Below are 23,376 nucleotides of genomic sequence, written 5' to 3' on the forward strand. Positions count from 1 at the left end.
CTGTGGATTGCTTTGTGGACAACCGCTCAGGCGGGTGTGGCGTAGCGTGTCTCGGCCTTGGTGCGGGTTCGCGCGGCGATCCGGCGTGCTCCGCTCATGTTCATGCGCCACGTGGCCATCGCGACGCTGACCCGGAAGTGGTTGGCCACCGACTGGTCCGACCACCCCTTGAACGCCGCTATCCGCGCGGCGTCCGTGGGGATGAGGAGTTCGCCGGAGAGTTCGGTGGCTTCCTCCTCGATGCCGGCGACCGCCGAGCGGCAGCCGTTCTCGTCGGTCAGCGTTGGGCCGAACGGGTGCTCCAGGAGCACGTGCGCCATCTCGTGGGCCATCGTCGATCGCCTGCGGCGCAGGGGATGCACGTGGTTCTCGATGATCACGGCGCCGCTGGGGTCGAGCGGGACCAGCGCCGCGGAGAACACGTGCGGCCGCTCCTCTGTCAGGTACCGCACCGACGCCTCCGGCAGGAACGAGCTGCGGAGGTCGAACACCTCGATGCCGTAGAGCTCCGCGAGCGCCCACGGGTCCAGCGGCGCGAAGACCTCGGTGCCCAGCTCGGCCCGCACCTCGAGCGCGAGTTCCCTGGCCTCCTTCTTGAAACCCCGGCGGAGGGTCATTTCAGCTCCTTGTTCTTGGCGCGGATGTGTCGCATCGTCAGGCCGACCACGTCCAGCACGTGCTGCTGGTCGGCCTCGCTCAGTTCTTCCTCGGCCCGGAGCAGCGGCGCGAGCCGCGCTTCGAGCGAGGGCCGTCGGCGCCCGTCGGGCCGGCCCTCCGGCCACACCATGAACGTCTCGGCGGGCATCCCCAGCCACTGGACGAGCGCGATGAACCCGTCCAGGTCCGGCCGGTGACCGTTGCCCATCCGGCTGACCAGGGACGCGCTCACCCCGGCCTCGGCCGCGAGCTGCCGCCAGGACAGGCCGCGTGATTCGCGCTCCGCGTCCAGCGCCGCATAGAGCCTCCCCGTGTCCAACCGTCCACCCATGTGGCACACCTCCGCCTCTCGTCCCGCCGCAGTTTTGCCGAACCGTTGCGGAGGTGCAACGGTGGTGTACTATAGGAACAGTGTTGCTGTTCTGCAACACCGGGGGAAGGAGACGGATCATGTCGCGGACGGTGTACTGGGTCTCGCCCATGCTGGGCAGCTGGGACGTCAAGCGAGGCGCGGCCGTGCTGTCGCACCACGAGCGCAAGCGGGAGGCGGTGCGCGCGGCCGCGAAGCTGGCGCGCGCCGATCGCCCGAGCGTGCTCAGGATCCAGCGACGGGACGGGTCGATCGAGAGCCGACGGCTCTACGGCAACGATCCGCTTCCCGCTCCGGGTTGACTTCTCCCTCGGCCTTCCGCCGGGGTTGGGGTGGGTGGGCATGGGGTGGACTTTAGGGGTGGGGTCTGACAATTCGGGGCGCTTCGTCCTCCGGGCTCAGGAGGCCCTTCGCCCGCCGTCCTCTGTGGACAGTGCGCGTTCCACTGCCGCGCACAGGATGTGGACCGCCACGAGGTGGGCCTCCTGCACGGTGGCCGCGGTGCCGGGCAGGCACAGCGCGTCCTCGACGACGTTGGCCAGCGGGTTCGGGCTCGGCCCGGTCAGCGCCCACACGTTCGCCCCCGCCCGGATGCCCTCTTCGGCCGCTCGCGCCAGGTTGCGGCTGCGCCCGCTCGCCGACAGCAGTACGAGGATGTCGCGCGGGCGGGCGTGCGCCCGCACCTGCCGCGCGAAGACCTCGGCGTGGTCGTACTCGTACTCGTCACCCACCGCCGTGAGGCTGGAGGTGTCGGTGTGCAGGGCGATCGCCGAGAACGGTGGGCGGTCGTCGTGGTAGCGGCCAAGCAGGTCCGCGGTCAGTTGCCGCGCTTCCGCCGCGGACCCGCCGTTGCCCGCCGCGAGCAGGCGGTTGCCCTCGCGCAACCGCTCGGCGAGCACGCGGCCCCAACGCGTGAGGCGCGCCGTCTGCTGACGGAGCGCGCTCAGCGTCTCATCCAGGATGTCCAGGTGTCCGCGCGCCACGTCCGGAAGTGTGGTGGTCGCGCTCATGTGCAGGGGGTTTGCCTGCCGTTCAACGTTTAAACTTCTCCGCCGCCCACGCGGCGGCCAGGCCGACGAGGAGGAACAAGGCCGCGAGCCACGGCAGGAACGGGCCGGGTACCAGCTGGAGCGCGGCCGCGCCCAGCACCCCGGCCAGGGACACCGCGAGGTAGATCGCCGACGCGTTCAGCGACACGACCAGGGACGGCGTCGCCGGTGCGGCGGCGATCAGCTGGTGCTGTTGCGGCACCATCACCGACCACGACGCCAGGCCGTAGGCGATGACGGCGATCAACGCGCCCGCGAACGTGGCCGTCGTCCACGGCATGAGCGCGAAGTCGAGCGCGCCGAGGGCCATCGCGATGGTGATGACCCGCATCGGGCCGAAGCGGTCGGTCCAGCCGCCGGTGACGACGTTGCTGATCGTGCCGGCGACTCCGGCGGCGAACAGGAGGACGGTGAGGCGGACGCCGTCGCCCGCGGTCGCGTGCTCGACGATCACGCTCAGGTAGATCGTGACCAGGTAGATCCCGATGAACATGGCCACGGTCGCGGTGAGGATCAGCGCGATGGTCCGGTCCCGCAGCGGGGCCAGGCGCGCCCGCAGGGTGGTGGCCGGCGGGTTCGGCACCGGCGGCAGCCAGAGCGCGACGCCGGCCCCGGCTACCACGCCGAGCGCGGCGACCAGCCACATCGTCTCGCGCCAGCTCGCGACGGAACCGAGCAGCGTCCCGATCGGCACGCCCAGCGCGGTCGACGACACCAGTCCCAGTGTGACCAGCGACATCGCGCGGCCGCGCCGCTCGGGTGAGGCCAGGGCAGCCGCGGCGGTGGAGGCGGTCGGGGTGATGGCGGCGGCGCCGGCCGCGGCGATCACGCGCGAGGCCAGCGCGAGGCCGTAGTCCGGGGCGAGCGCGGTGATGGCGTTGCCCACTACGAAGACGCCGAGCGCGGCCAGCAGGACGGTGCGCCGCGGCCAGTTCCCGGTCGCGGCGGCGAGCACCGGGGACAGGACGGCGTAGGCGATCGCGAAGACGGACACGAGCTGGCCGGCCTCGCCGACGCTGACGTCCAGCGAGCGGGAGAGTTCGGGCAGGACGCCGTTGACGACGAAGGCGTCCGTGCCGACGGCGAACGTCGCGATAGTCAGGACGCCTATCCGGGGGGACAGGCGTTCGGTGGTGGTGGTGGTGACCATGGGCTCCCCAAACGGTACTGATCGGTTCCGTTTGAACGGTACTGATCGGTTCCGTTTCTCGTCAAGTTCGGATATCGTGGGGGTATGCCGACCCGTGCCCGTGAGCGTCTGGTGGAGACCGCGGAGGACCTGTTCTACGCGGAGGGCATCCGTGCGGTGGGGGTCGAGCGGTTGCTGGAGGAGTCCGGGGTCGGGCGCGCGTCGTTCTACCGGCACTTCGCGAGCAAGGACGACCTGGTCGAGACGGTCCTGAGCGAGCGCGACCGGCAGTGGCGGCAGGCGCTGGCGGAGGGGGTCGCGGCGCGCGGCGACCACCCGCTGGCGGTGTTCGACTTCCTCGCCGAGCGGTTCGCGCGGGCGGACTACCGGGGCTGCGCGTTCATCAACGCGATGGCCGAGCTCGGTGACACGGACACGGCGGTGTACCGGCTGGCGCGGGCGCACAAGGCCGCGGTGACGGACTACCTGGCGGGGCTGCTCGAGAAGGCCGGGTACGCCTCGAGTGCGGCGCTCGCGGCGCAGCTGATGCTGCTGATCGACGGGGCGCTGGTGACGGCGCTACGCGAGCGCAGCGCGGAGCCGGCCCACCGCGCGAAGGCGGTCGCGACGGCGCTGCTGGGGTGATTTTCTGGTGCCGGGTGGCGGCGTCGGAGGCTGTGCGGTGCCGGCTCGCGGGTGAAGGCGGTCGCGACGGCGCTGCTGGGGTAATCTCTGGGGCCGCGTGTGGCGGCGGAGGGCGCTGGGCGGCGCGCCGGTTCGCCGGGTGAGGGCGGTCGCGACTGGGCCGCGCGCTGGCTCCTGGGGTTGGCGAAACGGCCGGCAAGAGCGTCGGGGCGCGGAAGCACCGGCGGGCTCCGAGCCGGTCGGGCGGGTCAGGACTTCACGAGGCGTGCGATGGCGTCGCTGGCCTCGCGGACCTTCACCTCCGCCTCGCGGCCTCCGGCGCGCGCCGCGTCGACCACGCAGCTCGACAGGTGCTCGTCCAGCAGCTCGAGCGAGAACGACTGCAGCGCCTTCGTCGCGGCCGACACCTGCGTCAGGATGTCGATGCAGTACTTGTCCTCTTCGACCATGCGCTGCAGGCCGCGGATCTGGCCCTCGATCCGGCGCAGTCGCTTGAGGTAGGCGTCCTTGTCGCCGCTGTAGCTCGCCATGTCCGCCTCCGCTGTAGGAAAACTCCCGCCATCATACCCGCTCCCCGTATGCGCGCCCTTGCGTCGAACGGAGCCGTCTGCTCATCTGATTACCTGAACAGGTGATGGAGGTTATCCGTGGGTGATCGGACCCCGCTCGGCAGGCGGGAACGGATGTCGGTGGCGGGGATGGCCGGCTTCATCCTCGCGCTCAACGTCGCCGGCTGGGGGGTCCTGCTCCTGCTCGTCGTGCCGCAGCACTTCGCGATCGGCGCATCCGGCGTCTTCGGCGTCGGCCTCGGGGTCACGGCGTTCACCCTCGGCATGCGGCACGCGTTCGACGCCGACCACATCGCGGCGATCGACAACACCACCCGCAAGCTCATCGCCGACGGGCAGCGTCCGCTCACGGTCGGTTTCTGGTTCTCCCTCGGGCATTCCACGATCGTGTTCGGGCTGTGCCTGCTGTTGTCACTCGGCGTGCGCGCGCTGGCCGGCGAGGTCGAGAACGACTCTTCCACCCTGCACGACGTCACCGGGGTGATCGGCCTGTCCGTGTCCGGCGCCTTCCTGTGCCTGCTCGGCGTGATCAACCTGGTCGTCCTGATCGGCATCGTCAAGGTCGCCCGCGACATGCGCCGCGGCCGGTTCGACGAGGCCGAACTCGAGGCCAGGCTCGCCAGCCGCGGCCTGCTCAACCGCATCCTCGGCAAGGCCACCGCCGCCGTGCGCAAGCCGTGGCACATCTACCCGGTAGGGGTACTGTTCGGCCTCGGCTTCGACACCGCGACCGAGGTCGGCCTGCTGGTCCTGGCCGGTGGCGCCGCCGCGTTCGCGCTGCCCTGGTACGCCATCCTCGTGCTGCCGGTCCTGTTCGCGGCCGGCATGACCCTCTTCGACGCCGCCGACGGCTTCTTCATGAACTACGCCTACGGCTGGGCCTTCGCGCGCCCGGTGCGCAAGATCTTCTACAACATCACCGTGACCGCCCTGTCTGTCGTGGTCGCCCTGGTCATCGGCGTGATCGAGCTGATCTCCGTGCTCGTCGACCAGGCCGGGATCACGAGCGGCCTGCTGGCCTGGATCGCCGGGATGAACCTCGACCACGCCGGGTTCGTGATCGTGGGTTTGTTCGTCCTGACCTGGGTAATCGCCTGGGTGGTGTGGCGCTTCGGCCGCATCGAGGAACGCTGGGCGACCCCAGGTACGGGTAGGGGGTATAGTTCCGGGCATGACTGAGACCGTCTACACCGTCACCGGGATGACCTGCCAGCACTGCGTCGCCTCCGTCACCGAGGAGGTCACCAAGATCGAGGGCGTCTCCGACGTCAAGGTCGATCTGCCGACCGGCGCGGTCACCGTGGTGAGCGCCGCGGAGCTGAGCGACGACGCGATCCGCGCCGCCATCGACGAGGCCGGGTACGAGCTCGCCTCCCGGTGACCCGATGACCGCCGCCCCCGAGCGCACCGAGGTCGAACTGGCCATCGGCGGCATGACCTGCGCCGCGTGCGCGAACCGCATCGAGCGCAAGCTGAACAAGCTCGACGGGGTCACCGCCACGGTCAACTACGCCACCGAAAAGGCCACGGTCAGCTTCCCGGCCGGCGTCGAGCCGCAGCAGCTCGTCGACACGGTCGTCGCCGCCGGGTACTCGGCCACGCTGCCGCGGGCCGGCGAGGAGGGCGACGACCACGTCACCGGCCTGCGGGACCGGGTGCTCGCGGCGGCGGTCCTGTCGCTGCCGGTGGTCGTCCTGGCGATGGTCCCGGCCTGGCAGGTCGACTACTGGCAGTGGATCTCCCTGGCGCTGGCGACACCGGTCGTGTTCGGCGCCGGCCTGCCGTTCCACGTGGCGGCGTGGACGAACCTCAAGCACCGCGCCGCGACGATGGACACCCTCATCTCCGTCGGCACCCTCGCGGCCTACCTGTGGTCGGTGTACGCGCTGGTGTTCACCGAGGCCGGGGAGATCGGGCTGCGGCACCCGTTCGAGCTGACCATCGAGCGCGGCAGCGAAAGCCGCATCTACCTCGAGGTCGCCACGGCGGTGACCACGTTCATCCTGGCCGGGCGCTACTTCGAGGCGCGCGCCAAACGCCGGGCCGGCGCCGCCCTGCGTGCGCTGCTGGAGCTGGGGGCCAAGGACGTCGCCGTGCTGCGGGACGGCGCCGAGGTCCGGATCCCGGCGTCGCAGCTGGCGGTGGGGGACCGGTTCGTGGTGCGGCCGGGCGAGAAGATCGCGACCGACGGCGAGGTCGAGGACGGCTCGTCGGCGGTGGACGTGAGCATGCTGACCGGCGAGTCCGTGCCGGTCGAGGTCGGGCGGGGCGACGCGGTCGTCGGCGCCACCGTCAACGCGGGCGGGCGTCTCGTCGTGCGTGCCACCCGCGTCGGGTCGGACACCCAGCTCGCGCAGATGGCGAAGCTCGTGGAGGCGGCGCAGACCGGGAAGGCGCAGGTCCAGCGCCTGGCCGACCGGGTGTCCGGGGTGTTCGTGCCCATCGTGCTGGTGCTCGCGCTGGGCACGCTGATCACCTGGCTCGCCCTCGGCGAATCCACCACCTCGGCCTTCACCGCGGCGGTCGCGGTGCTGATCATCGCCTGCCCGTGCGCGCTGGGGCTCGCCACGCCGACCGCGTTGCTCGTCGGCACCGGCCGGGGCGCGCAGCTCGGGATCCTCATCAAGGGCCCGGAGGCGCTGGAATCCACCCGCCGGATCGACACCGTCGTGCTGGACAAGACCGGCACGGTCACCACCGGCCGCATGTCGCTGGTCGACGTCCGGCTCGCCGACGGCGCGGACCGCGACGAGGTGTTGCGGCTGGCCGGGTCGCTGGAGCACGCCTCCGAGCACCCGATCGCCAAGACCATCGCCGCCGCCGTGGACGAGCACGCGCCCGTGTCGGAGTTCCGCAACGTCGAGGGCCTGGGCGTGCAGGGCGTGGTCGAGGGCCGCACGGTCGTGGCGGGGCGCGCCGCGCTGCTCGCCGAGTGGGGCCTGCGCCTCCCGGAGGCGCTCGCGCGGGCCAAGACCGAGGCGGAGGAGCTGGGCCGCACGGTCGTCGCGGTCGGCTGGGACGGCCAGGTGCGCGCGGTCCTGATGGTGGCCGACACGGTCAAGCCCACCTCCGCCGAGGCGGTCCGCCGGCTCGCGGCGCTCGGGCTGCGGCCGGTGCTGCTGACCGGCGACAACGAGACGGTCGCGAAGGCGGTGGCCCGCGAGGTCGGCATCACCGAGGTGATCGCCGAGGTGCTGCCCGCCGACAAGGTCGACGCCGTGAAACGCCTGCAGGACAAGGGAAACCGGGTCGCGATGGTCGGCGACGGCGTCAACGACGCGGCCGCGCTCGCGCAGGCCGACCTGGGACTGGCGATGGGCACCGGCACCGACGTCGCGATCGAGGCGAGCGACCTGACGCTGGTGCGCGGCGACCTGCGGGCCGCGGCCGACGCGATCCGGCTGGCGCGCCGCACGCTCGGCACCATCAAGGGCAACCTGTTCTGGGCCTTCGCCTACAACGTGGCGGCCCTCCCGCTGGCCGCGCTCGGCCTGCTCAACCCGATGATCGCCGGTGCGGCGATGGCGCTGAGCTCGGTGTTCGTGGTGACCAACTCGCTGCGGCTGCGCGCCTTCTCGTAGCGGAACACAACGTCGCCCGGGCCGACTAGGGTGGTGACCGACCTGGGGGAGGCGTGAATGCCGGACGCGATCGTGATCGGAGGCGGCCAGTCCGGGCTCGCCGCGGCGTACGCGCTGCGGGAGGCCGGGCTGAAGCCGGTGGTGCTGGAGGCGCAGGCGGAGCCAGTCGGATCCTGGCCCCGCTACTACGACAGCCTCACGTTGTTCTCGCCCGCCGGCTACAGTTCCCTGCCTGGCAAACGCTTTCCCGGCGACCCCCGGCACTACCCGGTGCGCGACGAGGTGGTCGCCTACCTGCGCGACTACGCCGCCGGGCTGGACGTGGACATCCGGACCGGGCACCGGGTGGAATCCGTGCGGCGCAACGGGAGTTTCGTCGTGCGCGCGGGGGAGGAGTTCGAGGTGCCGATCGTCATCGCGGCCAGCGGGTGGTTCGGCAAGCCGTACACGCCCGCGTTGCCCGGGCTGGATTCCTTCGCGGGCAAGGTGATCCACGCGGCGGACTACCGGGAGCCGAGCGCGTTCGCCGGGCAGCGGATCGTCGTGGTCGGCGCGGGCAACTCCGGGGTGCAGATCGCCGCCGAGCTGGCCGGGGTCTCGTCGGTGACGCTCGCGACGCGCAAGCCCATCCGGTACGCGCCGCAGCGGCCGCTGGGCAAGGACCTGCAGTTCTGGTTCACCGTCACCGGTGTGGCCGTGCTGCCGCGCCGGATCAAGGGTGAGCCGCCGACCGTTCCGGTGATCGACACCGGTCGCTACCGCCGGCTGATCCGCGCCGGCCGCCCGGACCGCCGTCCGATGTTCACCCGCCTCGACGGCAACCACGTCGTCTGGCCGGACGGCCGCCGCGAACCCGTCGACACGCTCCTGCTCGCCACCGGGTACCGGCCGGACATGCCCTACCTCGCCGGTCTCGGCGCACTGGACGAACGCGGCCTGCCGGAGCACCGGCGCGGCGTGTCCACGTCCGTGCCCGGCCTCGGGTACGTCGGGCTGGAGTGGCAGAGCACGCTGGTGTCCGCCAGCCTGCGCGGCGTCGGCCGTGACGCGCGCTACGTGGTCCGCCGCCTCCGCCGATGAGGTAGAAGGGACGGTGTGACCGATCGAACCGGGGCGCTGTCGGGCGTCGTCATCGCTGATTTCAGCCGCGTGCTCGCCGCGCCGTACGCGACCATGCTGCTCGCCGACCTCGGAGCCGAGGTGATCAAGGTCGAGCGGCCCGGCGCCGGGGACGACACCCGCGCCTGGGGCCCGCCGCACGCCGGCGGGGAGGCCGTGTACTTCCGGTCGGTCAACCGCAACAAGCGCTCGATCACCCTCGACCTCGCCGATCCCGACGACCTGGCCGCCGCGAAGGCGCTGGCGAACCGCGCCGACGTGGTGGTCGAGAACTTCCGCCCGGGCACGATGGCCCGCTACGGCCTGGGCTACGACGACCTCGCCCCGGGCAACCCGGGCCTGGTCTACTGCTCGATCTCCGGGTTCGGCAGCGGCGCCGGCGCGGCCCTGCCCGGCTACGACCTGCTGCTGCAGGCCGTCGGTGGGCTGATGAGCGTCACCGGGCCCGCGCCGGGCGAGCCGACGAAGGTCGGCGTCGCGCTGGTCGACGTCCTGACCGGCCTGCACGCGGCTGTCGGCATCCTGTCCGCGCTGCGCCACCGCGACGCGACCGGCGAGGGGCAGCTGATCGAGGTCAACCTGCTCGGCGCGCTGCTGTCCAGCATGGTCAACCAGAGCGCGAACCACGTGATGGCCGACGTCGTGCCGGGCATCCTCGGCAACCGGCACCCGTCCGTCGCGCCGTACGAGGTGTTCCAGGCCGCCGACCGGCCGATCGTCATCGCGGTCGGCAACGACCGGCAGTTCACGGCGCTCACCGAGGCGCTGGGCGTGCCGGAGCTGGCGACCGACGAGCGGTTCACCACCAACGCCCAGCGGGTCGCGCACGTCGCCGAGCTGGCCGAACTCCTCGGCGCCCGGCTGCGCACCCGGCCCGCGGACGAGTGGTTCGAGCTGCTCACGCCCCTGGGCGTACCGTGCGGCCCGGTCAACGACCTCGCCGAGGCGTTCCAGCTCGCCGACCGGCTCGGGCTCGCGCCGCGCGTCCCGCTGGGCGGGCTGGACGTGGTGCGCAACCCGATCGGGCTGACGAAGACGCCGCCCGCCTACCGCCAGCCGCCACCGAAGCTCGGCGAACACAGCGACGAGATCCGCACCTGGCTGAAGGACGGCGACTAGCGGTTCGGCAGCAGCTCCTGCGCCTTGGTCTTCAGGCCCTGCACCAGGACGTGCCACGCGTCGCGGTCGCCCTTGAGCATCGCCTCGGTCGTGGACTTGATCTGCTCGAACGTCGCGTGCGGCGGGATCGGCGGCACCTCCGGGTCGCAGCGCACGTCGAGCAGCGCCGGGCGGTCCGCGGACAGCACCCGGTCCCACGCCGCGCCCAGCTGGTCCGGCGAGTCCACCGCGACCGCCTCGAAGCCCAGCGAGCGGGCGAACTCGGCGTAGGAGAACTCCGGCAGCGACTGCGACTCCTCGAACTTCGGCGCGCCGCCCATCGCCCGCAGCTCCCACGTGACCTGGTTCAGGTCGTTGTTGTGGAACACGCACACCACCAGCCGCGGGTCCGACCACAGGTGCTGGTAGCGCTGGATGGTGAGCAGCTCGGCCATGCCGTTCATCTGCATCGCGCCGTCGCCCTCGAGCGCGATCACCGGCCGGTCCGGGCAGGCGAACTTCGCGCCGATCGCGTACGGCACGCCTGGCCCCATCGTGGCGAGGGTGCCGGACAGCGTGCCGCGCATCCGCCCGCGCATGCGCAGGTTCCGCGCGTACCAGTTGGTCGACGAACCCGAGTCCGCGGTGACGATCGCGTCCTCCGGGATCCGCTGCGACAGCTCGTGCACCACCCGCATCGGGTTGACCGGGTCCGCGTCGACCATCGCCTGCTGCTCGACCGTCTCCCACCAGGACGTGACGTTCTGCTCGATCTTCTCCCGCCAGGCGCGCTCTTCCTTGCGTCGCACCATCGGCAGCAGCGCGCGCAGCGTGCCCTTCGCCTCGCCGACCAGGTTCACCTCGGTCGGGTACCGCATGCCGATCATGCTGCCGTCGATGTCGATCTGGATCGCGCGCGCCTTGCCGAACTCGGGCAGGAACTGGCTGTACGGGAAGTTCGAGCCGACGATCAGGAGCGTGTCGCAGTCCCGCATCATCTCGTAGCTCGGCCGCGTGCCCAGCAGCCCGATCGAGCCGGTCACGTACGGCAGGTCGTCGGGCAGGACGTCCTTGCCCAGCAACGCCTTCGCGACCCCGGCGCCGGTCAGCTCGGCGATCTCGCGGACCTCGGCCGCAGCGTTGCGCGCGCCCTGCCCGATCAGGATCGCGACCTTCTCGCCCGCGTTGAGGACGTCCGCGGCACGCGCCAGCTCGTCCTCCGGCGGGATGACCACCGGGTGCGGGAAGCCGGGCGGGCTGGACGGCACGTGCTTGAACGCGTGCTTCGGCGCCGAATAGGGCTCTTCCTGCAGGTCGTTCGGGATGATCACGGCCGTCGGCGCGCGCTTGGCCAGCGCGGTGCGGATGGCCCGGTCGAGCGCGTTGGGCAGCTGCTCGGCCACGTTGACCTCGACCAGGTACTCACTGGCCACGTCCTTGAACAGCGGCTGCAGGTCCACCTCCTGCTGGTAGGACCCGCCCATCGCGCTGCGCGCGGTCTGGCCGACGATCGCCACCACCGGGACGTGGTCGAGCTTGGCGTCGTACAGCCCGTTGAGGAGGTGGATGGCTCCCGGCCCCGAGGTCGCCATGCAGACCCCGACGTGCCCGCTGAACTTGGCGTACCCCACCGCCTCGAACGCGGCCATCTCCTCGTGACGGGCCTGGACGAAGCGCGGCTTGTTGTCCGCCTTGCCGAACGCGGCGACGATGCCGTTGATCCCGTCGCCCGGGTAGGCGAACACCTGCTCGACGTCCCACTCCCGCAGGCGCTGCAGCAGGTAGTCGCCGACCGTCTCCGACATGGAAAACTCCTCACGCTCCTCGGCTCAGTCCCACGAGGGACTTACCCGGGGCGCCCCGGCCCGACACCTCCGGCACCGCGGTGCTGATCGCCTGCAGCGGCAGGCCGTCGTAGACCTGCAGGGTTTGCAGGTGGTGCAGCATGATTCCCTCGCGCAGCGCCCACGGGCACACGTCGACCTTGCGGATGTCGAGCGTGTCCATGGTCGCCTTGGCGACGATCGCGCCGGCCAGGATCTGCCGGGCGCGCGGCGCGGACACCCCGCGCAGGCGGGCCCGTTCGGCTGCCGTCATCTCGGCCAGGCGGGGGATCCACGCGTTGAGCGCGTCGACGGTGAGGGTGCGCCGCACGAACGGGCCGCGCCGCTGCGGCGGCGCCCCGGCCAGGCGGGCGAGCTGCTTGAACGTCTTCGACGTGGCGACGGCGCGGGCGGGGACGCCCTCCCATCTCAGCCGGTCGGCGACCTCGCGCAGCATGTCCCGCACGTGCCGCCGCATCGCCTTGACCTGCCGGACCGACGGCGGGTCGTCGGGCAGGAACGTCCGGGTCAGCCGGCCCGCGCCCAGCGGGAGGGACAGGGTGAGCTGCGGTTCGGCGTCGCGGCCGAGAGCGATCTCCAGCGAGCCGCCGCCGATGTCGAGCAGCAGCAGGCGGCCGGCGGACCAGCCGTACCAGCGGTGCGCCGCCGCGTAGGTCAGCCGGGCCTCGTCCTCGCCGGTGAGGAACTGGGGGCGCACGCCGGTGCGCTCCTCGATGCGGTTGATGACCTCGTCCCGGTTGGCCGCGTCCCGGATCGCCGAGGTCGCGAACAGGAACAGCTGCTCGACGCGGTGCAGCCGCGCGGCGGCGAGCGCGGCCTCCACGGCGTCCACCGCCCGGCACACGCCCTCCTCCGCGATCGCCCCGCACTCGTCGATCTGCTCGGCCAGGCGTGTGGGCTCTTTCACAGCCAGCGCCGGTAATGGCGGGGCGCCCGGGTGGGCATCCACGATCTGGAGCTGCGCCGAGTTCGAACCGATGTCGAGCACGCCGAGTCGCATAAGGCCCTGCGTACCCCGTTTAGCCCCGCGTCACACGGCTATCTCCGATCTCATGGAGACGTTCCACTACACCGCGACCGCCGATCTGCCCGCCGATGAGGCGTTCGCGTTCATCTCCGACACACCCAACCTGCCCCGGTTCCTGCCGCAGAACCTGGACGAGGGTTGGTTGCGCACGGACCCGGCGAGCAGGCACCTGGCGTGGGGCACCGAAAGCGAGGGTGACGATTGCGGTGAGTTGCGTGTCCACGAACGCGGTCCCGGGCAGTGCGAGATCGCCATCACGCTGCACACCGACCGCACCGACGGGGACCAGGTGCGCACGGAACTGGCGCAGGCGGTGGCCGCGCTGACCCACCAGGCCAGCGCGGACGCCGACGAGCAGCGCGAGGGCCAGCAGGCGGGCTGGGTCTGAGCCGCGCGTGGTGCTCTAATCGGGCACATGCGCGAACACGTGATCGTGTCGTCCACCACCGACAGCGAGACCACGGCCCGGGAGCTGGCGGCGCAGGCCGTCGAGGCGCGGCTGGGCGCGTGCGCCCAGATCGTGGGCCCGATCCTGAGCGTCTACCGGTGGGACGGCCGGGTGCAGGCCGATCCGGAGTGGCGCGTGGAGATCAAGACCGCGGCCGACCGGGTCGCGGCCCTGGTCGAGCTGATCAAGCAGCAGCACAACTACGAGGTGCCGGAGATCATCGCGACCCCCATCGAGGGCGGCAGCGCGGAGTACCTCGCGTGGCTGGTCGAGGAGACCAGGCCGGTTGATCGTTGACGGGCCGACCGGGGAAACGTAAATTTCTTTCACATGTCGCGTCTGGTCCGGATAGCGCTCGTCGTCCTGTTCTGCCTCGCGTCGGTCCCGGTGACCCCGGCCTCCGCCGAGAGCCGCTTCTACTGGGGAGTGGCCACCGCGGGCTTCCAATCCGAGGGCAGCGCCCCGGACAGCAACTGGTCGCGGTACGTCGCGAAGGGCGGCGTGGACCCGTACGCCAACGCCACCGACTTCCGGCACCGCTACGCCGAGGACATCGGGTTGGCGAAGGACCTCGGCGTCAACACCTTCCGGTTCAGCGTGGAGTGGGCGCGGGTGCAGCCCGCGCCCGGCGTGTGGGACGAAACCGAGCTGGCCTACTACGACGACGTCGTCCGGCACATCCGCGCCGCGGGCATGACCCCGATGATCACGTTGAGCCACTGGGTCTACCCCGGCTGGGTGGCCGACCAGGGTGGGTTCACCGCCGCGAAGACCGTGGACGACTTCCTCGCCTTCACCACGCGTATCGCCGAGCGCTACGACGACGTGCTGTGGGTGACGTTCAACGAGCCGGTCGCGTTCCTCACGCAGGAGCTGAAGATCGGCGCGGTCACCCCGTTCCAGGTCCCCGCCTGGCAGGCCAACGTGGTCCAGGCGCACCGCCGCGCCTACGACGAGATCCACCGGCTCGACCCGTCCGCGCAGGTCACCAGCAACCAGGCCTTCTACGCCGGCTTCAACCCGGTCACCGACCTGGTCGTGATGGACCGGATCACGGACAAGGTCGACTTCGTCGGGCTGGACTACTACTACGGCGTCAGCCTGACCAACCTCACCGCGATCCACGCGGCGTTCGAGCAGTTCTGGAAGGTCAAGCCGCAGCCGGAGGGCATCTACTACGCGCTGCGCTACTACCGCGACCGCTACCCGGACCTGCCGCTGTACATCGTGGAGAACGGACTGCCCACCGACAACGGCCAGCCGCGCGCGGACGGCTACACCCGCGCGGCGTCGATCCAGGACACGCTGTTCTGGGTGCAGCGCGCGAAGGCCGACGGCATGAACGTCATCGGCTACAACCACTGGAGCATCACCGACAACTACGAGTGGGGCAGCTACCGGCCGCGCTTCGGACTGTACGAAGTGGACGCTCTGACCGATCCCGCGCTGACCCGGCGGGCGACCGACGGGGTCGCGGCGTACCGCGACGTGATCGCGCGCGGTGGCGTCGGGCCGTCGTACCGGCTGGTCCAGGGGCCGGCGCTGTGCTCGCTGGTCGATCCGCTGGGCAGCTGCCTGTCGCCGGCCGATCCGTCCGGGCCGCTGGCGCCGCTGGGAACATCCGGCGCCGGTTCGTAGTTGTCCGGACATGGCGAAGACGTTGCGGTGGGCCCTGCCCGCGCTGCTCGGCGGGGCGGTGGCGGCCCTGTGGGAGATCCCGGTGGCGTTCGGCGGGCGGCCCGATCCCGAGCGCATGCGGCGCTCCCCGCAGTTCCACGACGGCCGGTTCCGCAACCTCGCCCCGCCGCTCGTGCAGCCGGCCCGGGCCCGCGACCTGGTCGGCGAGATGGTGTTCGGCAAGCAGCGGCGCAAGCCGACCGGGCCGGTACCGCTGGTGCGGCCGGGGGCGCCGGCCGATGAGGGGCTGCACATCACCTGGTACGGCCACGCGTCGTCGCTGATCGAGATCGACGGCCGGAAGGTGCTGGTGGACCCGGTGTGGGGCGAGCGGGTGTCGCCGTCCCGGTTCGTCGGCCCGAAGCGCATGCACCGGCCGCCGCACCAGCTGGACGAGCTGCCCGAGCTGGACGTGATCATCGTGTCGCACGACCACTACGACCACCTCGACCGGCCGACGGTGGTGCGGCTGGCGAAGACGCAGCGCGCGCCGTTCGTGGTCCCGCTCGGGGTGGGCGCGCACCTGCGCCGGTGGCGGATCCCGGCGGAGCGGATCATCGAACTGGACTGGGACGAGTCGGTGTCGGTGGGCGGGGTCGACGTGACCGCGTCGGCCGCCCAGCACTTCTCCGGCCGGGCGTTCACGCGGAACAACACGCTGTGGGCGTCGTGGATCGTGGCGCGGTCCGGGCGGAAGGTGTTCTACACGGCGGACTCGGGCTACTTCGAGGGCTACCGCGCGATCGGGGAGAAGTACGGCCCGTTCGACGCGGCGCTGGTGCAGATCGGCGCGTACCACCCGGCGTGGCCGGACATCCACATGACGCCGGAGGAGGGAGTCGCCGCCCACCTCGACGTGCGGGGCGGGCTGCTGATCCCGGTGCACTGGGGCACGTTCCGCCTGGCGATGCACGGCTGGAGCGAGCCGGCCGAGCGAGCCTGGCGCGAATCGAAGGCACACGACGTGGCGCTGGCGATCCCCCGCCCCGGTGAGCGGATCGACGTGGACAACCCAAAGCCCATCGACCCGTGGTGGCAGCCGATCGGATAGCGCGCCGGCGCCGATCTGCACACCCGAGCTGGGTGGTCATCCCGTCGCCTGACACGTGACGATCACCTTGAGCCAGGGCCGCAACCCAGGCCGCCCACCGGCGGCCGACCATGCCAACCTTGCGGCCCTGGCTCAAGGTGATACACACAAAACCGGAAGGCGACGGGATGACCACCCAGCGACCACCTGCCCGAGGTGAGCCGACAACGGTCCCCCGTCATCCCGGAGCCTGCCCGTCCGGCGAGGACATCTTTTGATCTTTAAACCGCCGCCCAACACGGCGACGCGCCCAGCGGCCCCGATCAGCTCGGCCGCACGCGGGTCAGCCCCACCCGGTCCGCCGCGCGGCGGATCTTGAAGAACGTGTTCCGGAACCACGCCATCAGCGTGGCCCGCGCGTCCGGATCGAGCTGCTGCTCCCCGGCGGCCTTCACGGCCTTGTAGTGGTCGATCAGCGTGTGCAGCCACGCGTCCACGTCCCGGACGCTCTCCAGCTGCACCACGCCCCCGGTGTCCGGCAGCCGCCGCAGGAACTCCTCGTGCGTGTTGCGGACCCAGTGCGACAGCTTGAGGTCGATCTCCGGGATCACCACCGGCGGGTCCAGCTCGAACGCCAGCCGCGACCGCCACCCGAGCAGCTCCCGCTCCACCGGGTGGTCCCAGCGGCCCGGGCGGCCCAGCTGGTGACCGGCGATGCGCCGCTCGGCGAACCACAGGAAGTCCTCGGAACCCCGCCGCAGGGTGCTGATCATCGACGGCGCGAGCGCGCCGATCACGGTCCGATCGACGACGTCCCACGTCGTGCCGCCCGCGAACGGGCTGTCGATCTTGAGGGTCTTCACGGTCCGCACCCTGAATTACTGCCCTATCTTCCCGTTCGTCCGCAACCCGCCATCGGTGTGCTTTACCTCATGCCGAGCCTGCGGTCCAGGCTGATTTCGATCACGACCCGCTCCGGGTTCGGCTTCGGCTGGCGGTGATACCGCACGGCGTAACGGTTTTCCGCGTCCGCCACCGACTCCGGATCCTCCCGGACCACCGCCGATCCCTCCAAACTCGACCAACGGCGACCGTCCACCTGGCTCACCACGACACGCGCGGGTTGCCCGGCACGCACGTTGCGTGCCTTGACGCTGCCGCGGCCGCAGATCACCCGCGCCGTGGTGAAGTCCTCGTCCACGGTGACCCCGACCGGCACGACGTGCGGTTTCCCGTCCGGACGCAGGGTCGTGAGCATGCACAGGTGCCGCTCGGCCCAGAACGCCCGCAGCTCGTCGCTGGGCGCCTCGGTGGTCGTGATCATGCGCGTCCCTTCGCGTCGGTCGGCGTCCATCTTGCCAAGATCTTCCGCATGATGGGCTCCACCCACGCGCTCACCGGCTGGTGCGCCGGCCTCGCGCTCGCCCCGGCCATCGGCGCCGGCTCCGTGCACCAGGCGCTGGCGTTCGCCGCGACGACCGCCGGTTTCGCGTTGCTGCCGGACCTCGACCACCCGCACGCCCGCGCCTCCAAGCTGCTCGGGCCGATCACCGGCCTGGTGTGCTGGCTGCTCCGGCACACCTCGGCCGCGCTGTACAAGGTCACCAAGGGCCCGCGCGACGAGCGGGGCCGGGGCAGCCACCGGCACCTGTCGCACACGCTGCTGTTCGCGATCGGCCTGGGCGCGGCGACGACGTACGGCACCCGGGCCGGCGGCTGGTACGTCGTGGCCGGGGTGGTGCTGTTCGCGTTGCTGCTCGCCGCGGACGCGCTGGGGGACTGGTTGCTGCTGGTCGCCGGTGGCGGGGTGCTGTGGTGGGCGCTGACGGCCAGCGCCGCGGCCGAGTTGTCGCAGCTCACCGGCTGGCTGGGGATCGCGGTCGCGGTGGGCTGTTTCGTGCACTGCCTCGGCGACGCGCTCACCGAATCCGGCTGCCCGTTCCTGTTCCCGGTGCCGATCGCCGGCGAGACCTGGTACGAGCTGCGGCCGCCGGCGTTCCTGCGCTTCCGCACCGGCAAGGGCGTGGAGAAGTTCCTGATCGTGCCGGTCTTCACCGTGCTGGCGGTGCTGCTGGTGCCCGGCGCGTGGGCCGGTCTGGTCGGGTTGTTCGCCGAACCCACGGTGGCCGCGGGCGGCTAGAATCGGACACGATGACGACCCCCGCGAGCCGCACCGGACTGCGCGCCGACGCGCGCCGCAACCGCGCCCGTGTCCTGGCCGCGGCGCAGGAGGCGTTCGCGGACGAGGGCCCGTCGGTGCCGCTGGACGAGATCGCGCGCCGGGCCGGGGTCGGCGCGGGCACGGTCTACCGGCATTTCCCCAGCAAGGAGCTGCTGTTCGAGGCGGTCGTGCTGGACCGCATCGAGTGGCTGGCCGCTCAGGCGAAGGAGCGGCTCGAGGCGGCCGACCCGGGCGCGGTGTTCTTCGAGTTCTTCGACGTGGTGGCCGAGCAGGCGCTGCTGAACAAGGCCCTGTGCGACGCGCTGGAGGCGAGCACCGGACTGCCGTTCAAAGCCGCCGCCGAGGAACGCGCCGAGTTCGGCGCCGCGTTCGCCGACCTGCTGCGCCGGGCGCAGGCCGCGGGCGCCGTCCGGGCCGACGTCGAACCCGGCGACCTGACCGCCCTGCTCGCGGGCTACCTCGCGATCCAGCGGCAGGCCCCGCCGGGACGGCAGCTGGCGAAGATCATCGCCGACGGCCTGCGCGCCTAACGCCGCACCGCGAGTTCACCCAGTTCCGACCAGTCGTCCTGGGGCACCTCGAAGTTGACGACCCGCGGGGTCTCCGCCAGGTGCGGCGGCAGGGTCTGCTGCGCGGTCTTGAAGTGGTCGGACTGGACGTGCGCCGCGCCCGCCTCACCGTCGCGGAAGGCTTCCACCAGCACGTACTCGGTTGGGTCCTCGACGCTGCGGGACCAGTCGAACCACAGGCAGCCCGGCTCGGCGCGGGTGGCGAGCGTGAAGTCCCGCGCGATCGCGGGCCAGTCGTCGGCGTACTGGGGCAGGATGCGGAACTTCGCGGTGATGAAAATCATGGCTCCACCGTAGGGCCGCGGGGCCGCGCCCACACCGGATGCGGCCCCGCGCCGGGTCACGGCGTGACGCCGAACTGGTTCGCCAGGTCCGTCAGCATCGCCGACGCGCCCTGCAGGCTCACCGCGGTGAACCAGGTCGTGTCGCTGACCTCGACGATCTTGCCCTTGAGCGTCGCCCACAGCGGGTTGGCCTGGAACTTCGCCTTCGGGTCCTCCGCCGTCTTCGTCTCGTCGGAGTACGACGACACGAAGATGATGTCCGCGTCCAGCTTCGCGATGTCCTCCTGGCTGAGGTTCACCGAGATCTTGTCGGTGGCGTCCGGCTGGCCGGCGGGCCGGGACAGCTTCGCGTCGGCCATCACGATCCCGGGGTAGGACGCGCTGCTGTAGAGCCGCACGGTCGGCTCGCCCTCGACGAACCGCACGATCGACACCGTCGGCGCCCGGCCGAGCTTCGCCGCGATCTCCTGGCCGATCCGCTGCGCCCGCTGCTCGTAGGCGCCGATCTTCTGCTCGGCCAGCGACTCCTTGCCGAGGACCTGCCCGAGCAGGCGGATGTTGTCCTTCCAGACCGCGCCGGTCGTCGTGGAGAAGACCGTCGGGGCGACCCCGGTGAACTGCTCGTAGTACTTCTCGTGCCGCACCTTCGCCGACACGATCACGTCCGGCTTGATGTCGTAGAGCTGCTCGACGTCCGGGCTCTCCAGCGGGCCGACCACCTTGGCGCCCGCGCCGAACCGGCGGTCGTCGCCGAGGTAGTCGGGCAGCTGGTCGAAGTTGCGGTACTTCGTGTACGCCACGACCTGGGCTTCGAGCGCGAGCGCGGCGTCCACGTAGCTGGTGTCGAGCGCGGCCACGGTCTTCGGCTGCGTCTCCAGCACGGTCGAACCCATCGCGTGCTGGATGGTGCGCGGATAGCCGGCCTGGTCCGTCCCGCCCTGCTGCGCGGCTTCGTCGGTGCCGCCACCGCACGCCGTGAGGGTCAGGCACGCGGTCACGGCCAGCGTCAGTGCTGCTCGCCACGGTCTCGTCATCGGGATCTCTCTTTCGGTTAGCCTTGCCTAAGCGGAGCATAGGATGCGGTTTGTCCCGTTTGGAAGCGCGAGTTGGATAGGCGACATCAGTGACGGTGGTGGCGACAGCCCGGCCACGGACGCGCAGGCAGCGTCGTCTCGCCGGTATCGGCGGGCTCGCCGTTCTGCTGGCCCTGATCTGCGCGGCGAGTGTCGCGCTGGGTACGAAGTCGATCCCGCTCGGTGAGGTGTGGACGGCGCTCACCCAGCCGTCCGGGTCCGAATCGGACATCATCGTCCGGTCGCTGCGGGTGCCGCGCACGGTGCTGGGCCTGCTCGTCGGGCTCGCGATCGGTGTCGCCGGCGCGCTCATGCAGGGCCACACGCGCAACCCGCTCGCCGATCCCGGCTTGCTCGGCGTCACGCACGGCGCGGCGCTGGCGGTGGTGTTCGCGGTCGTCGTGCTCGGGGTCGACGGGCTCTACGGGTTCATCTGGTTCGGCTTCGCCGGCGCGCTGCTGGCCAGCGTCGCGGTGTTCCTGCTCGGCGCGGTCGGCGGCAAGGGCGCGACGCCGGTGACGCTCGCGCTGGCCGGGGCGGCGGTGAGCGCCCTGCTGCACGGGCTGGTGTCGGCGATCATCCTCGGCGACGAGCGCGGCATGGACACCTACCGGTTCTGGCGCGTCGGGTCGATCGCCGGGCGCGACTTCGCGATCACCGGTCAGATCGCGCCGTTCCTGGTGCTCGGCCTGCTGCTCGCGCTGGTCAACACGCCCGGCCTGAACACGCTGGCGCTGGGCGAGGACGTCGCGACCGCTCTCGGGCAGCGGGTGCTGCGCACGCGGGTCCTCGGCGTCGCCGCGATCACGCTGCTCACCGGGTCGGCGGTGGCCGCGTGCGGGCCGATCGCGTTCCTCGGGCTCGTCGTGCCGCACCTCGCCCGCGCCATCACCGGCCCGGACTACCGCTGGCTGGTGCCGGTGGCCGGGCTGCTCGGCGCGGTGCTGCTGCTGACGGCGGACGTGCTCGGGCGCGTGCTGACGGGCGACAACTTCGAGGTCGGCATCCTGCTCGCGATTCTCGGGGCGCCGGTGTTCATCGTGCTGGTGCGGCGGCGGGGGCTGAGCAAGATATGACTCGCAAGGTGCTGGCCGCCGGGCCGGTGGCGTGGACGGTCAAGCCGCGGGTGATCGCGGTCGTGGTCGTCGCGGCGGTGCTGCTGGTGCTGGTCGCCGCGATCAACATCGGGATGGGCAGCTCCCGCATCGGGATCTGGAACGTGCTGGAGACCCTGCTCGGCGGCGGCACCCGGCGGGAACGCGGGATCATCTTCGACCTGCGCCTGCCGCGCACGCTCGCCGGTGTGCTGGTTGGCGCCGCGCTCGGGCTGTCCGGCGCGCTGTTCCAGTCGGTCGCGCGGAATCCCCTGGCCAGCCCGGACATCCTGGGCATCACGTGGGGCGCGGGGGTCGGCGCGGTCACCGCGATCGTCGCCGGCGGGTACCGCGGCCAGGTCAGCGGCATGGTGAGCGCGCTCGGCGTGCCGGTCGCCGGGTTGATCGGCGGGCTGCTGGCGGGCGTGCTGCTGTACGCGTTGTCGTGGCGGCGCGGTATCGACGGCTACCGGATGGTGCTGATCGGCATCGGGTTGTGGGCGATCAGCTACAACATCGTGAACTGGCTGCTGGCCGCCGGGGACGTGAACGACGCGGCGCGCGCGACGACGTGGCTGGTCGGCAACCTGGCCGACGTCGGGTGGGACTCGGTGGGGCCGGTCGCGATCGCGCTGGCCGTGCTGGTGCCGATCACGCTGGTCTGCGGGCGGACGGTCGGCGGGCTGCAGTTCGGCGACGACACCGCGCGGGGACTCGGCATCCGGGTCGACGGTGCTCGCGGGGCGTTGTTGTTGCTGGCGGCCGCGCTGGCCGCGATCGCCACCGCCGCGGCGGGGCCGATCACGTTCGTCGCGCTGGCGACGCCGCAGATCGCGGTGCGGCTGGCGAAGACCGCGCAGCCGCCGCTGGTCGGGTCGATGGTGCTGGGGGCGTTGCTGACCGTGGGTGCGGACCTGCTGACCCGGCTGTTGCTGCCGGATCTGCCGGTCGGGGTGCTGACCGCGATCCTCGGGGCGCCCTACCTGATCTTCCTGTTCGTCCGGAGCCGCCGGGAGGCACGAGCATGACGTCACGACTGCGAGCCGAGGGCCTGAAGCTGGGGTACGGCGAGCGGGTGGTGGTCGACGGTCTGGACCTGGATGTGCTGGACGGCACGATCACCGCGATCATCGGCCCGAACGGTTGCGGCAAGTCGACGTTGCTGCGGGCGCTGGCGCGGCTGCTGGCGCCGCGGGAGGGCGCGGTGCTGCTGGACGGCGAGCGGATCGACAAGCTGCCCACCCGCGAGGTGGCGAAGGTGGTCGGGCTGCTGCCGCAGTCACCGGTCGCGCCCGAGGGGCTGACGGTCGGTGATCTGGTGGCGCGCGGGCGGCACCCGCACCAGCGCTGGTACCGGCAGTGGTCGTCGTCGGACGAGGACGCGATCGCCAATGCTCTGCGGCTCACGGGGATGGACGTGCTGGCGGACCGGGTGGTCGACGAACTGTCCGGCGGGCAGCGGCAGCGCGCGTGGATCTCGATGACGCTCGCGCAGGAGACCGGGCTGTTGCTGCTGGACGAGCCGATCACCTACCTCGATCTGGCCCACCAGATCGACGTGCTGGACCTGGTGCACCGCCTGCACCGCGACCGCGGCACGACGGTCGTGATGGTCCTGCATGATTTGAACTTGGCCGCCCGCTACGCCGACACACTGGTGGCAATGCGCGACGGGCGGATCATCGCGCAGGGCCCGCCGTCGACGGTGCTGACGGAGCCGCTGCTGGACGAGATCTTCGGCCTGACGGCAAAGGTCCTGCCCGACCCGGTCTCCGGAACACCGCTGGTGGTGCCGATCAGCGCCCACCTCCAAGACGGCGGCGGGGACTGAGGCACCCCCGGGGCGGGACAGGCACAGGACTGAAGCACCGCCCCCCGGGCGGTGCTGGTTGCGTGGCCACCGCATTGGCCGCGCCGACTGCCACGATGGC

27 protein-coding genes are annotated in these 23,376 nt (G+C 71.6%); 16 read left to right on the forward strand and 11 right to left on the reverse strand.

The window, feature by feature from the left end; translation table 11 throughout:
* Positions 1 to 26: 26 nt before the first annotated feature.
* Positions 27 to 617 (reverse strand): ImmA/IrrE family metallo-endopeptidase, encoded by a 591-nt coding sequence (locus L1857_RS03960; RefSeq protein ID WP_094003619.1) that lies wholly within the window; start codon positions 615 to 617, stop codon positions 27 to 29.
* Positions 614 to 988: a helix-turn-helix domain-containing protein gene (locus tag L1857_RS03965; RefSeq protein WP_094003620.1), complete on the reverse strand. Its 375-nt coding sequence runs from the start codon at positions 986 to 988 to the stop codon at positions 614 to 616. The genes L1857_RS03960 and L1857_RS03965 overlap by 4 nt, the downstream gene beginning before the upstream one ends.
* Positions 989 to 1,107: 119 nt before the next feature.
* Between L1857_RS03965 and L1857_RS03970 the strand changes: the two genes are divergently transcribed.
* Positions 1,108 to 1,329, forward strand: coding sequence for a DUF2188 domain-containing protein (locus L1857_RS03970; protein ID WP_116114619.1), 222 nt, complete (start codon positions 1,108 to 1,110; stop codon positions 1,327 to 1,329).
* A gap of 96 nt (positions 1,330 to 1,425) precedes the next feature.
* Here the strand turns inward: L1857_RS03970 and L1857_RS03975 are convergent, their stop codons facing one another.
* A complete protein-coding gene (locus tag L1857_RS03975; RefSeq protein WP_116113690.1) occupies positions 1,426 to 2,037 on the reverse strand; it encodes a D-sedoheptulose-7-phosphate isomerase in 612 nt (203 codons plus the stop codon).
* Positions 2,038 to 2,059: 22 nt separating this feature from the next.
* Complete coding sequence (locus L1857_RS03980; RefSeq protein ID WP_116113688.1) at positions 2,060 to 3,226, reverse strand: MFS transporter; 1,167 nt, start codon at positions 3,224 to 3,226, stop codon at positions 2,060 to 2,062.
* A gap of 84 nt (positions 3,227 to 3,310) precedes the next feature.
* On the opposite strand from L1857_RS03980, the gene L1857_RS03985 reads away from it, so the two are divergent.
* Positions 3,311 to 3,850, forward strand: a complete 540-nt coding sequence (locus tag L1857_RS03985) for a TetR/AcrR family transcriptional regulator (RefSeq protein WP_240323379.1) — start codon at positions 3,311 to 3,313, stop codon at positions 3,848 to 3,850.
* Positions 3,851 to 4,098: 248 nt separating this feature from the next.
* Here L1857_RS03985 and L1857_RS03990 read toward each other — a convergent pair whose 3' ends face one another.
* On the reverse strand, positions 4,099 to 4,380 hold the full coding sequence (locus L1857_RS03990; protein WP_017986268.1) for a metal-sensitive transcriptional regulator: 282 nt from the start codon (positions 4,378 to 4,380) through the stop codon (positions 4,099 to 4,101).
* A gap of 153 nt (positions 4,381 to 4,533) precedes the next feature.
* On the opposite strand from L1857_RS03990, the gene nicT reads away from it, so the two are divergent.
* Genes nicT through L1857_RS04015 form a run of 5 tightly spaced genes read left to right on the forward strand, consistent with a single transcriptional unit; the run spans position 4,534 to position 10,238 of the window.
* Positions 4,534 to 5,598 carry a Nickel transporter NicT gene (gene nicT / locus L1857_RS03995; protein ID WP_094003624.1) on the forward strand — a complete coding sequence of 355 codons (1,065 nt, stop codon included), beginning with the start codon at positions 4,534 to 4,536 and terminating at the stop codon, positions 5,596 to 5,598.
* Positions 5,591 to 5,800 (forward strand): heavy-metal-associated domain-containing protein, encoded by a 210-nt coding sequence (locus L1857_RS04000; protein WP_094003625.1) that lies wholly within the window; start codon positions 5,591 to 5,593, stop codon positions 5,798 to 5,800. Before nicT ends, L1857_RS04000 begins: the two co-directional genes overlap by 8 nt.
* A 4-nt stretch (positions 5,801 to 5,804) precedes the next feature.
* Positions 5,805 to 8,000, forward strand: coding sequence for a heavy metal translocating P-type ATPase (locus L1857_RS04005; protein ID WP_249464470.1), 2,196 nt, complete (start codon positions 5,805 to 5,807; stop codon positions 7,998 to 8,000).
* A 57-nt stretch (positions 8,001 to 8,057) separates the two neighbouring features.
* Positions 8,058 to 9,080 carry a flavin-containing monooxygenase gene (locus L1857_RS04010; protein WP_116113682.1) on the forward strand — a complete coding sequence of 341 codons (1,023 nt, stop codon included), beginning with the start codon at positions 8,058 to 8,060 and terminating at the stop codon, positions 9,078 to 9,080.
* Positions 9,081 to 9,095: 15 nt separating this feature from the next.
* Entirely contained in the window at positions 9,096 to 10,238 is a 1,143-nt protein-coding gene (locus tag L1857_RS04015; protein WP_116113679.1) for a CaiB/BaiF CoA transferase family protein, read from the forward strand.
* Here the strand turns inward: L1857_RS04015 and L1857_RS04020 are convergent.
* Both L1857_RS04020 and L1857_RS04025 read right to left on the reverse strand, forming a co-directional pair.
* Positions 10,235 to 12,022, reverse strand: a complete 1,788-nt coding sequence (locus L1857_RS04020) for a thiamine pyrophosphate-requiring protein (RefSeq protein WP_249464473.1) — start codon at positions 12,020 to 12,022, stop codon at positions 10,235 to 10,237. The genes L1857_RS04015 and L1857_RS04020 overlap by 4 nt on opposite strands.
* A 10-nt stretch (positions 12,023 to 12,032) precedes the next feature.
* Positions 12,033 to 12,968 carry a Ppx/GppA family phosphatase gene (locus tag L1857_RS04025; protein WP_233157520.1) on the reverse strand — a complete coding sequence of 312 codons (936 nt, stop codon included), beginning with the start codon at positions 12,966 to 12,968 and terminating at the stop codon, positions 12,033 to 12,035.
* A 145-nt stretch (positions 12,969 to 13,113) separates the two neighbouring features.
* Here L1857_RS04025 and L1857_RS04030 point away from each other — a divergent pair, with 145 nt between their 5' ends.
* Genes L1857_RS04030 through L1857_RS04045 form a run of 4 tightly spaced genes read left to right on the forward strand, consistent with a single transcriptional unit; the run spans position 13,114 to position 16,264 of the window.
* On the forward strand, positions 13,114 to 13,476 hold the full coding sequence (locus tag L1857_RS04030) for a hypothetical protein (protein WP_094008707.1): 363 nt from the start codon (positions 13,114 to 13,116) through the stop codon (positions 13,474 to 13,476).
* A gap of 27 nt (positions 13,477 to 13,503) precedes the next feature.
* The gene (cutA, locus tag L1857_RS04035) at positions 13,504 to 13,833 is read left to right on the forward strand and encodes a divalent-cation tolerance protein CutA (protein ID WP_094008708.1); all 330 of its coding nucleotides are present in this window, start codon (positions 13,504 to 13,506) and stop codon (positions 13,831 to 13,833) included.
* 33 nt (positions 13,834 to 13,866) lie between these two features.
* The gene (locus L1857_RS04040; RefSeq protein ID WP_116113672.1) at positions 13,867 to 15,174 is read left to right on the forward strand and encodes a glycoside hydrolase family 1 protein; all 1,308 of its coding nucleotides are present in this window, start codon (positions 13,867 to 13,869) and stop codon (positions 15,172 to 15,174) included.
* A gap of 10 nt (positions 15,175 to 15,184) precedes the next feature.
* Positions 15,185 to 16,264, forward strand: coding sequence for an MBL fold metallo-hydrolase (locus L1857_RS04045; protein WP_094008710.1), 1,080 nt, complete (start codon positions 15,185 to 15,187; stop codon positions 16,262 to 16,264).
* A gap of 302 nt (positions 16,265 to 16,566) precedes the next feature.
* Here the strand turns inward: L1857_RS04045 and L1857_RS04050 are convergent, their stop codons facing one another.
* Together L1857_RS04050 and L1857_RS04055 are read right to left on the reverse strand one after the other, a co-directional pair.
* Positions 16,567 to 17,106, reverse strand: a complete 540-nt coding sequence (locus L1857_RS04050; RefSeq protein ID WP_240323377.1) for a hypothetical protein — start codon at positions 17,104 to 17,106, stop codon at positions 16,567 to 16,569.
* A gap of 62 nt (positions 17,107 to 17,168) precedes the next feature.
* A complete protein-coding gene (locus L1857_RS04055) occupies positions 17,169 to 17,597 on the reverse strand; it encodes a pyridoxamine 5'-phosphate oxidase family protein (protein WP_116113667.1) in 429 nt (142 codons plus the stop codon).
* An 18-nt stretch (positions 17,598 to 17,615) separates the two neighbouring features.
* On the opposite strand from L1857_RS04055, the gene L1857_RS04060 reads away from it, so the two are divergent.
* Complete coding sequence (locus tag L1857_RS04060; protein WP_205413373.1) at positions 17,616 to 18,383, forward strand: metal-dependent hydrolase; 768 nt, start codon at positions 17,616 to 17,618, stop codon at positions 18,381 to 18,383.
* Between the two features lie 11 nt (positions 18,384 to 18,394).
* Positions 18,395 to 18,955: a TetR/AcrR family transcriptional regulator gene (locus tag L1857_RS04065; RefSeq protein ID WP_249464476.1), complete on the forward strand. Its 561-nt coding sequence runs from the start codon at positions 18,395 to 18,397 to the stop codon at positions 18,953 to 18,955.
* Here the strand turns inward: L1857_RS04065 and L1857_RS04070 are convergent.
* Positions 18,952 to 19,278, reverse strand: a complete 327-nt coding sequence (locus L1857_RS04070) for a putative quinol monooxygenase (RefSeq protein WP_094008714.1) — start codon at positions 19,276 to 19,278, stop codon at positions 18,952 to 18,954. The two genes, L1857_RS04065 and L1857_RS04070, sit on opposite strands and share 4 nt — an antisense overlap.
* 56 nt (positions 19,279 to 19,334) lie before the next feature.
* On the reverse strand, positions 19,335 to 20,312 hold the full coding sequence (locus L1857_RS04075) for an ABC transporter substrate-binding protein (RefSeq protein WP_233157523.1): 978 nt from the start codon (positions 20,310 to 20,312) through the stop codon (positions 19,335 to 19,337).
* 89 nt (positions 20,313 to 20,401) lie between these two features.
* Between L1857_RS04075 and L1857_RS04080 the strand changes: the two genes are divergently transcribed.
* From L1857_RS04080 to L1857_RS04090, 3 genes are read left to right on the forward strand one after another with little or no spacing between them, the layout of a single operon-like run.
* A complete protein-coding gene (locus L1857_RS04080; RefSeq protein ID WP_094008716.1) occupies positions 20,402 to 21,427 on the forward strand; it encodes a FecCD family ABC transporter permease in 1,026 nt (341 codons plus the stop codon).
* A complete protein-coding gene (locus tag L1857_RS04085) occupies positions 21,424 to 22,473 on the forward strand; it encodes a FecCD family ABC transporter permease (RefSeq protein WP_094008717.1) in 1,050 nt (349 codons plus the stop codon). The genes L1857_RS04080 and L1857_RS04085 overlap by 4 nt, the downstream gene beginning before the upstream one ends.
* Positions 22,470 to 23,276: an ABC transporter ATP-binding protein gene (locus L1857_RS04090; protein WP_094008718.1), complete on the forward strand. Its 807-nt coding sequence runs from the start codon at positions 22,470 to 22,472 to the stop codon at positions 23,274 to 23,276. Before L1857_RS04085 ends, L1857_RS04090 begins: the two co-directional genes overlap by 4 nt.
* Positions 23,277 to 23,376 lie beyond the last annotated feature (100 nt).

The sequence above is a fragment of the Amycolatopsis thermalba genome (assembly GCF_023376025.1).
Taxonomy (GTDB): domain Bacteria; phylum Actinomycetota; class Actinomycetes; order Mycobacteriales; family Pseudonocardiaceae; genus Amycolatopsis_E; species Amycolatopsis_E thermalba.

Coding starts and splice junctions, on each gene's coding strand:
- L1857_RS03960 (WP_094003619.1), bottom strand. CDS start 617: ATGACCCTCCGCCGGGGTTTCAAGAAGGAGGCCAGGGAACTCGCGCTC.
- L1857_RS03965 (WP_094003620.1), bottom strand. CDS start 988: ATGGGTGGACGGTTGGACACGGGGAGGCTCTATGCGGCGCTGGACGCG.
- L1857_RS03970 (WP_116114619.1), top strand. CDS start 1,108: ATGTCGCGGACGGTGTACTGGGTCTCGCCCATGCTGGGCAGCTGGGAC.
- L1857_RS03975 (WP_116113690.1), bottom strand. CDS start 2,037: ATGAGCGCGACCACCACACTTCCGGACGTGGCGCGCGGACACCTGGAC.
- L1857_RS03980 (WP_116113688.1), bottom strand. CDS start 3,226: ATGGTCACCACCACCACCACCGAACGCCTGTCCCCCCGGATAGGCGTC.
- L1857_RS03985 (WP_240323379.1), top strand. CDS start 3,311: ATGCCGACCCGTGCCCGTGAGCGTCTGGTGGAGACCGCGGAGGACCTG.
- L1857_RS03990 (WP_017986268.1), bottom strand. CDS start 4,380: ATGGCGAGCTACAGCGGCGACAAGGACGCCTACCTCAAGCGACTGCGC.
- nicT (WP_094003624.1), top strand. CDS start 4,534: ATGTCGGTGGCGGGGATGGCCGGCTTCATCCTCGCGCTCAACGTCGCC.
- L1857_RS04000 (WP_094003625.1), top strand. CDS start 5,591: ATGACTGAGACCGTCTACACCGTCACCGGGATGACCTGCCAGCACTGC.
- L1857_RS04005 (WP_249464470.1), top strand. CDS start 5,805: ATGACCGCCGCCCCCGAGCGCACCGAGGTCGAACTGGCCATCGGCGGC.
- L1857_RS04010 (WP_116113682.1), top strand. CDS start 8,058: ATGCCGGACGCGATCGTGATCGGAGGCGGCCAGTCCGGGCTCGCCGCG.
- L1857_RS04020 (WP_249464473.1), bottom strand. CDS start 12,022: ATGTCGGAGACGGTCGGCGACTACCTGCTGCAGCGCCTGCGGGAGTGG.
- L1857_RS04030 (WP_094008707.1), top strand. CDS start 13,114: ATGGAGACGTTCCACTACACCGCGACCGCCGATCTGCCCGCCGATGAG.
- cutA (WP_094008708.1), top strand. CDS start 13,504: ATGCGCGAACACGTGATCGTGTCGTCCACCACCGACAGCGAGACCACG.
- L1857_RS04040 (WP_116113672.1), top strand. CDS start 13,867: ATGTCGCGTCTGGTCCGGATAGCGCTCGTCGTCCTGTTCTGCCTCGCG.
- L1857_RS04045 (WP_094008710.1), top strand. CDS start 15,185: ATGGCGAAGACGTTGCGGTGGGCCCTGCCCGCGCTGCTCGGCGGGGCG.
- L1857_RS04055 (WP_116113667.1), bottom strand. CDS start 17,597: ATGGACGCCGACCGACGCGAAGGGACGCGCATGATCACGACCACCGAG.
- L1857_RS04060 (WP_205413373.1), top strand. CDS start 17,616: ATGATGGGCTCCACCCACGCGCTCACCGGCTGGTGCGCCGGCCTCGCG.
- L1857_RS04065 (WP_249464476.1), top strand. CDS start 18,395: ATGACGACCCCCGCGAGCCGCACCGGACTGCGCGCCGACGCGCGCCGC.
- L1857_RS04070 (WP_094008714.1), bottom strand. CDS start 19,278: ATGATTTTCATCACCGCGAAGTTCCGCATCCTGCCCCAGTACGCCGAC.
- L1857_RS04075 (WP_233157523.1), bottom strand. CDS start 20,312: ATGACGAGACCGTGGCGAGCAGCACTGACGCTGGCCGTGACCGCGTGC.
- L1857_RS04085 (WP_094008717.1), top strand. CDS start 21,424: ATGACTCGCAAGGTGCTGGCCGCCGGGCCGGTGGCGTGGACGGTCAAG.
- L1857_RS04090 (WP_094008718.1), top strand. CDS start 22,470: ATGACGTCACGACTGCGAGCCGAGGGCCTGAAGCTGGGGTACGGCGAG.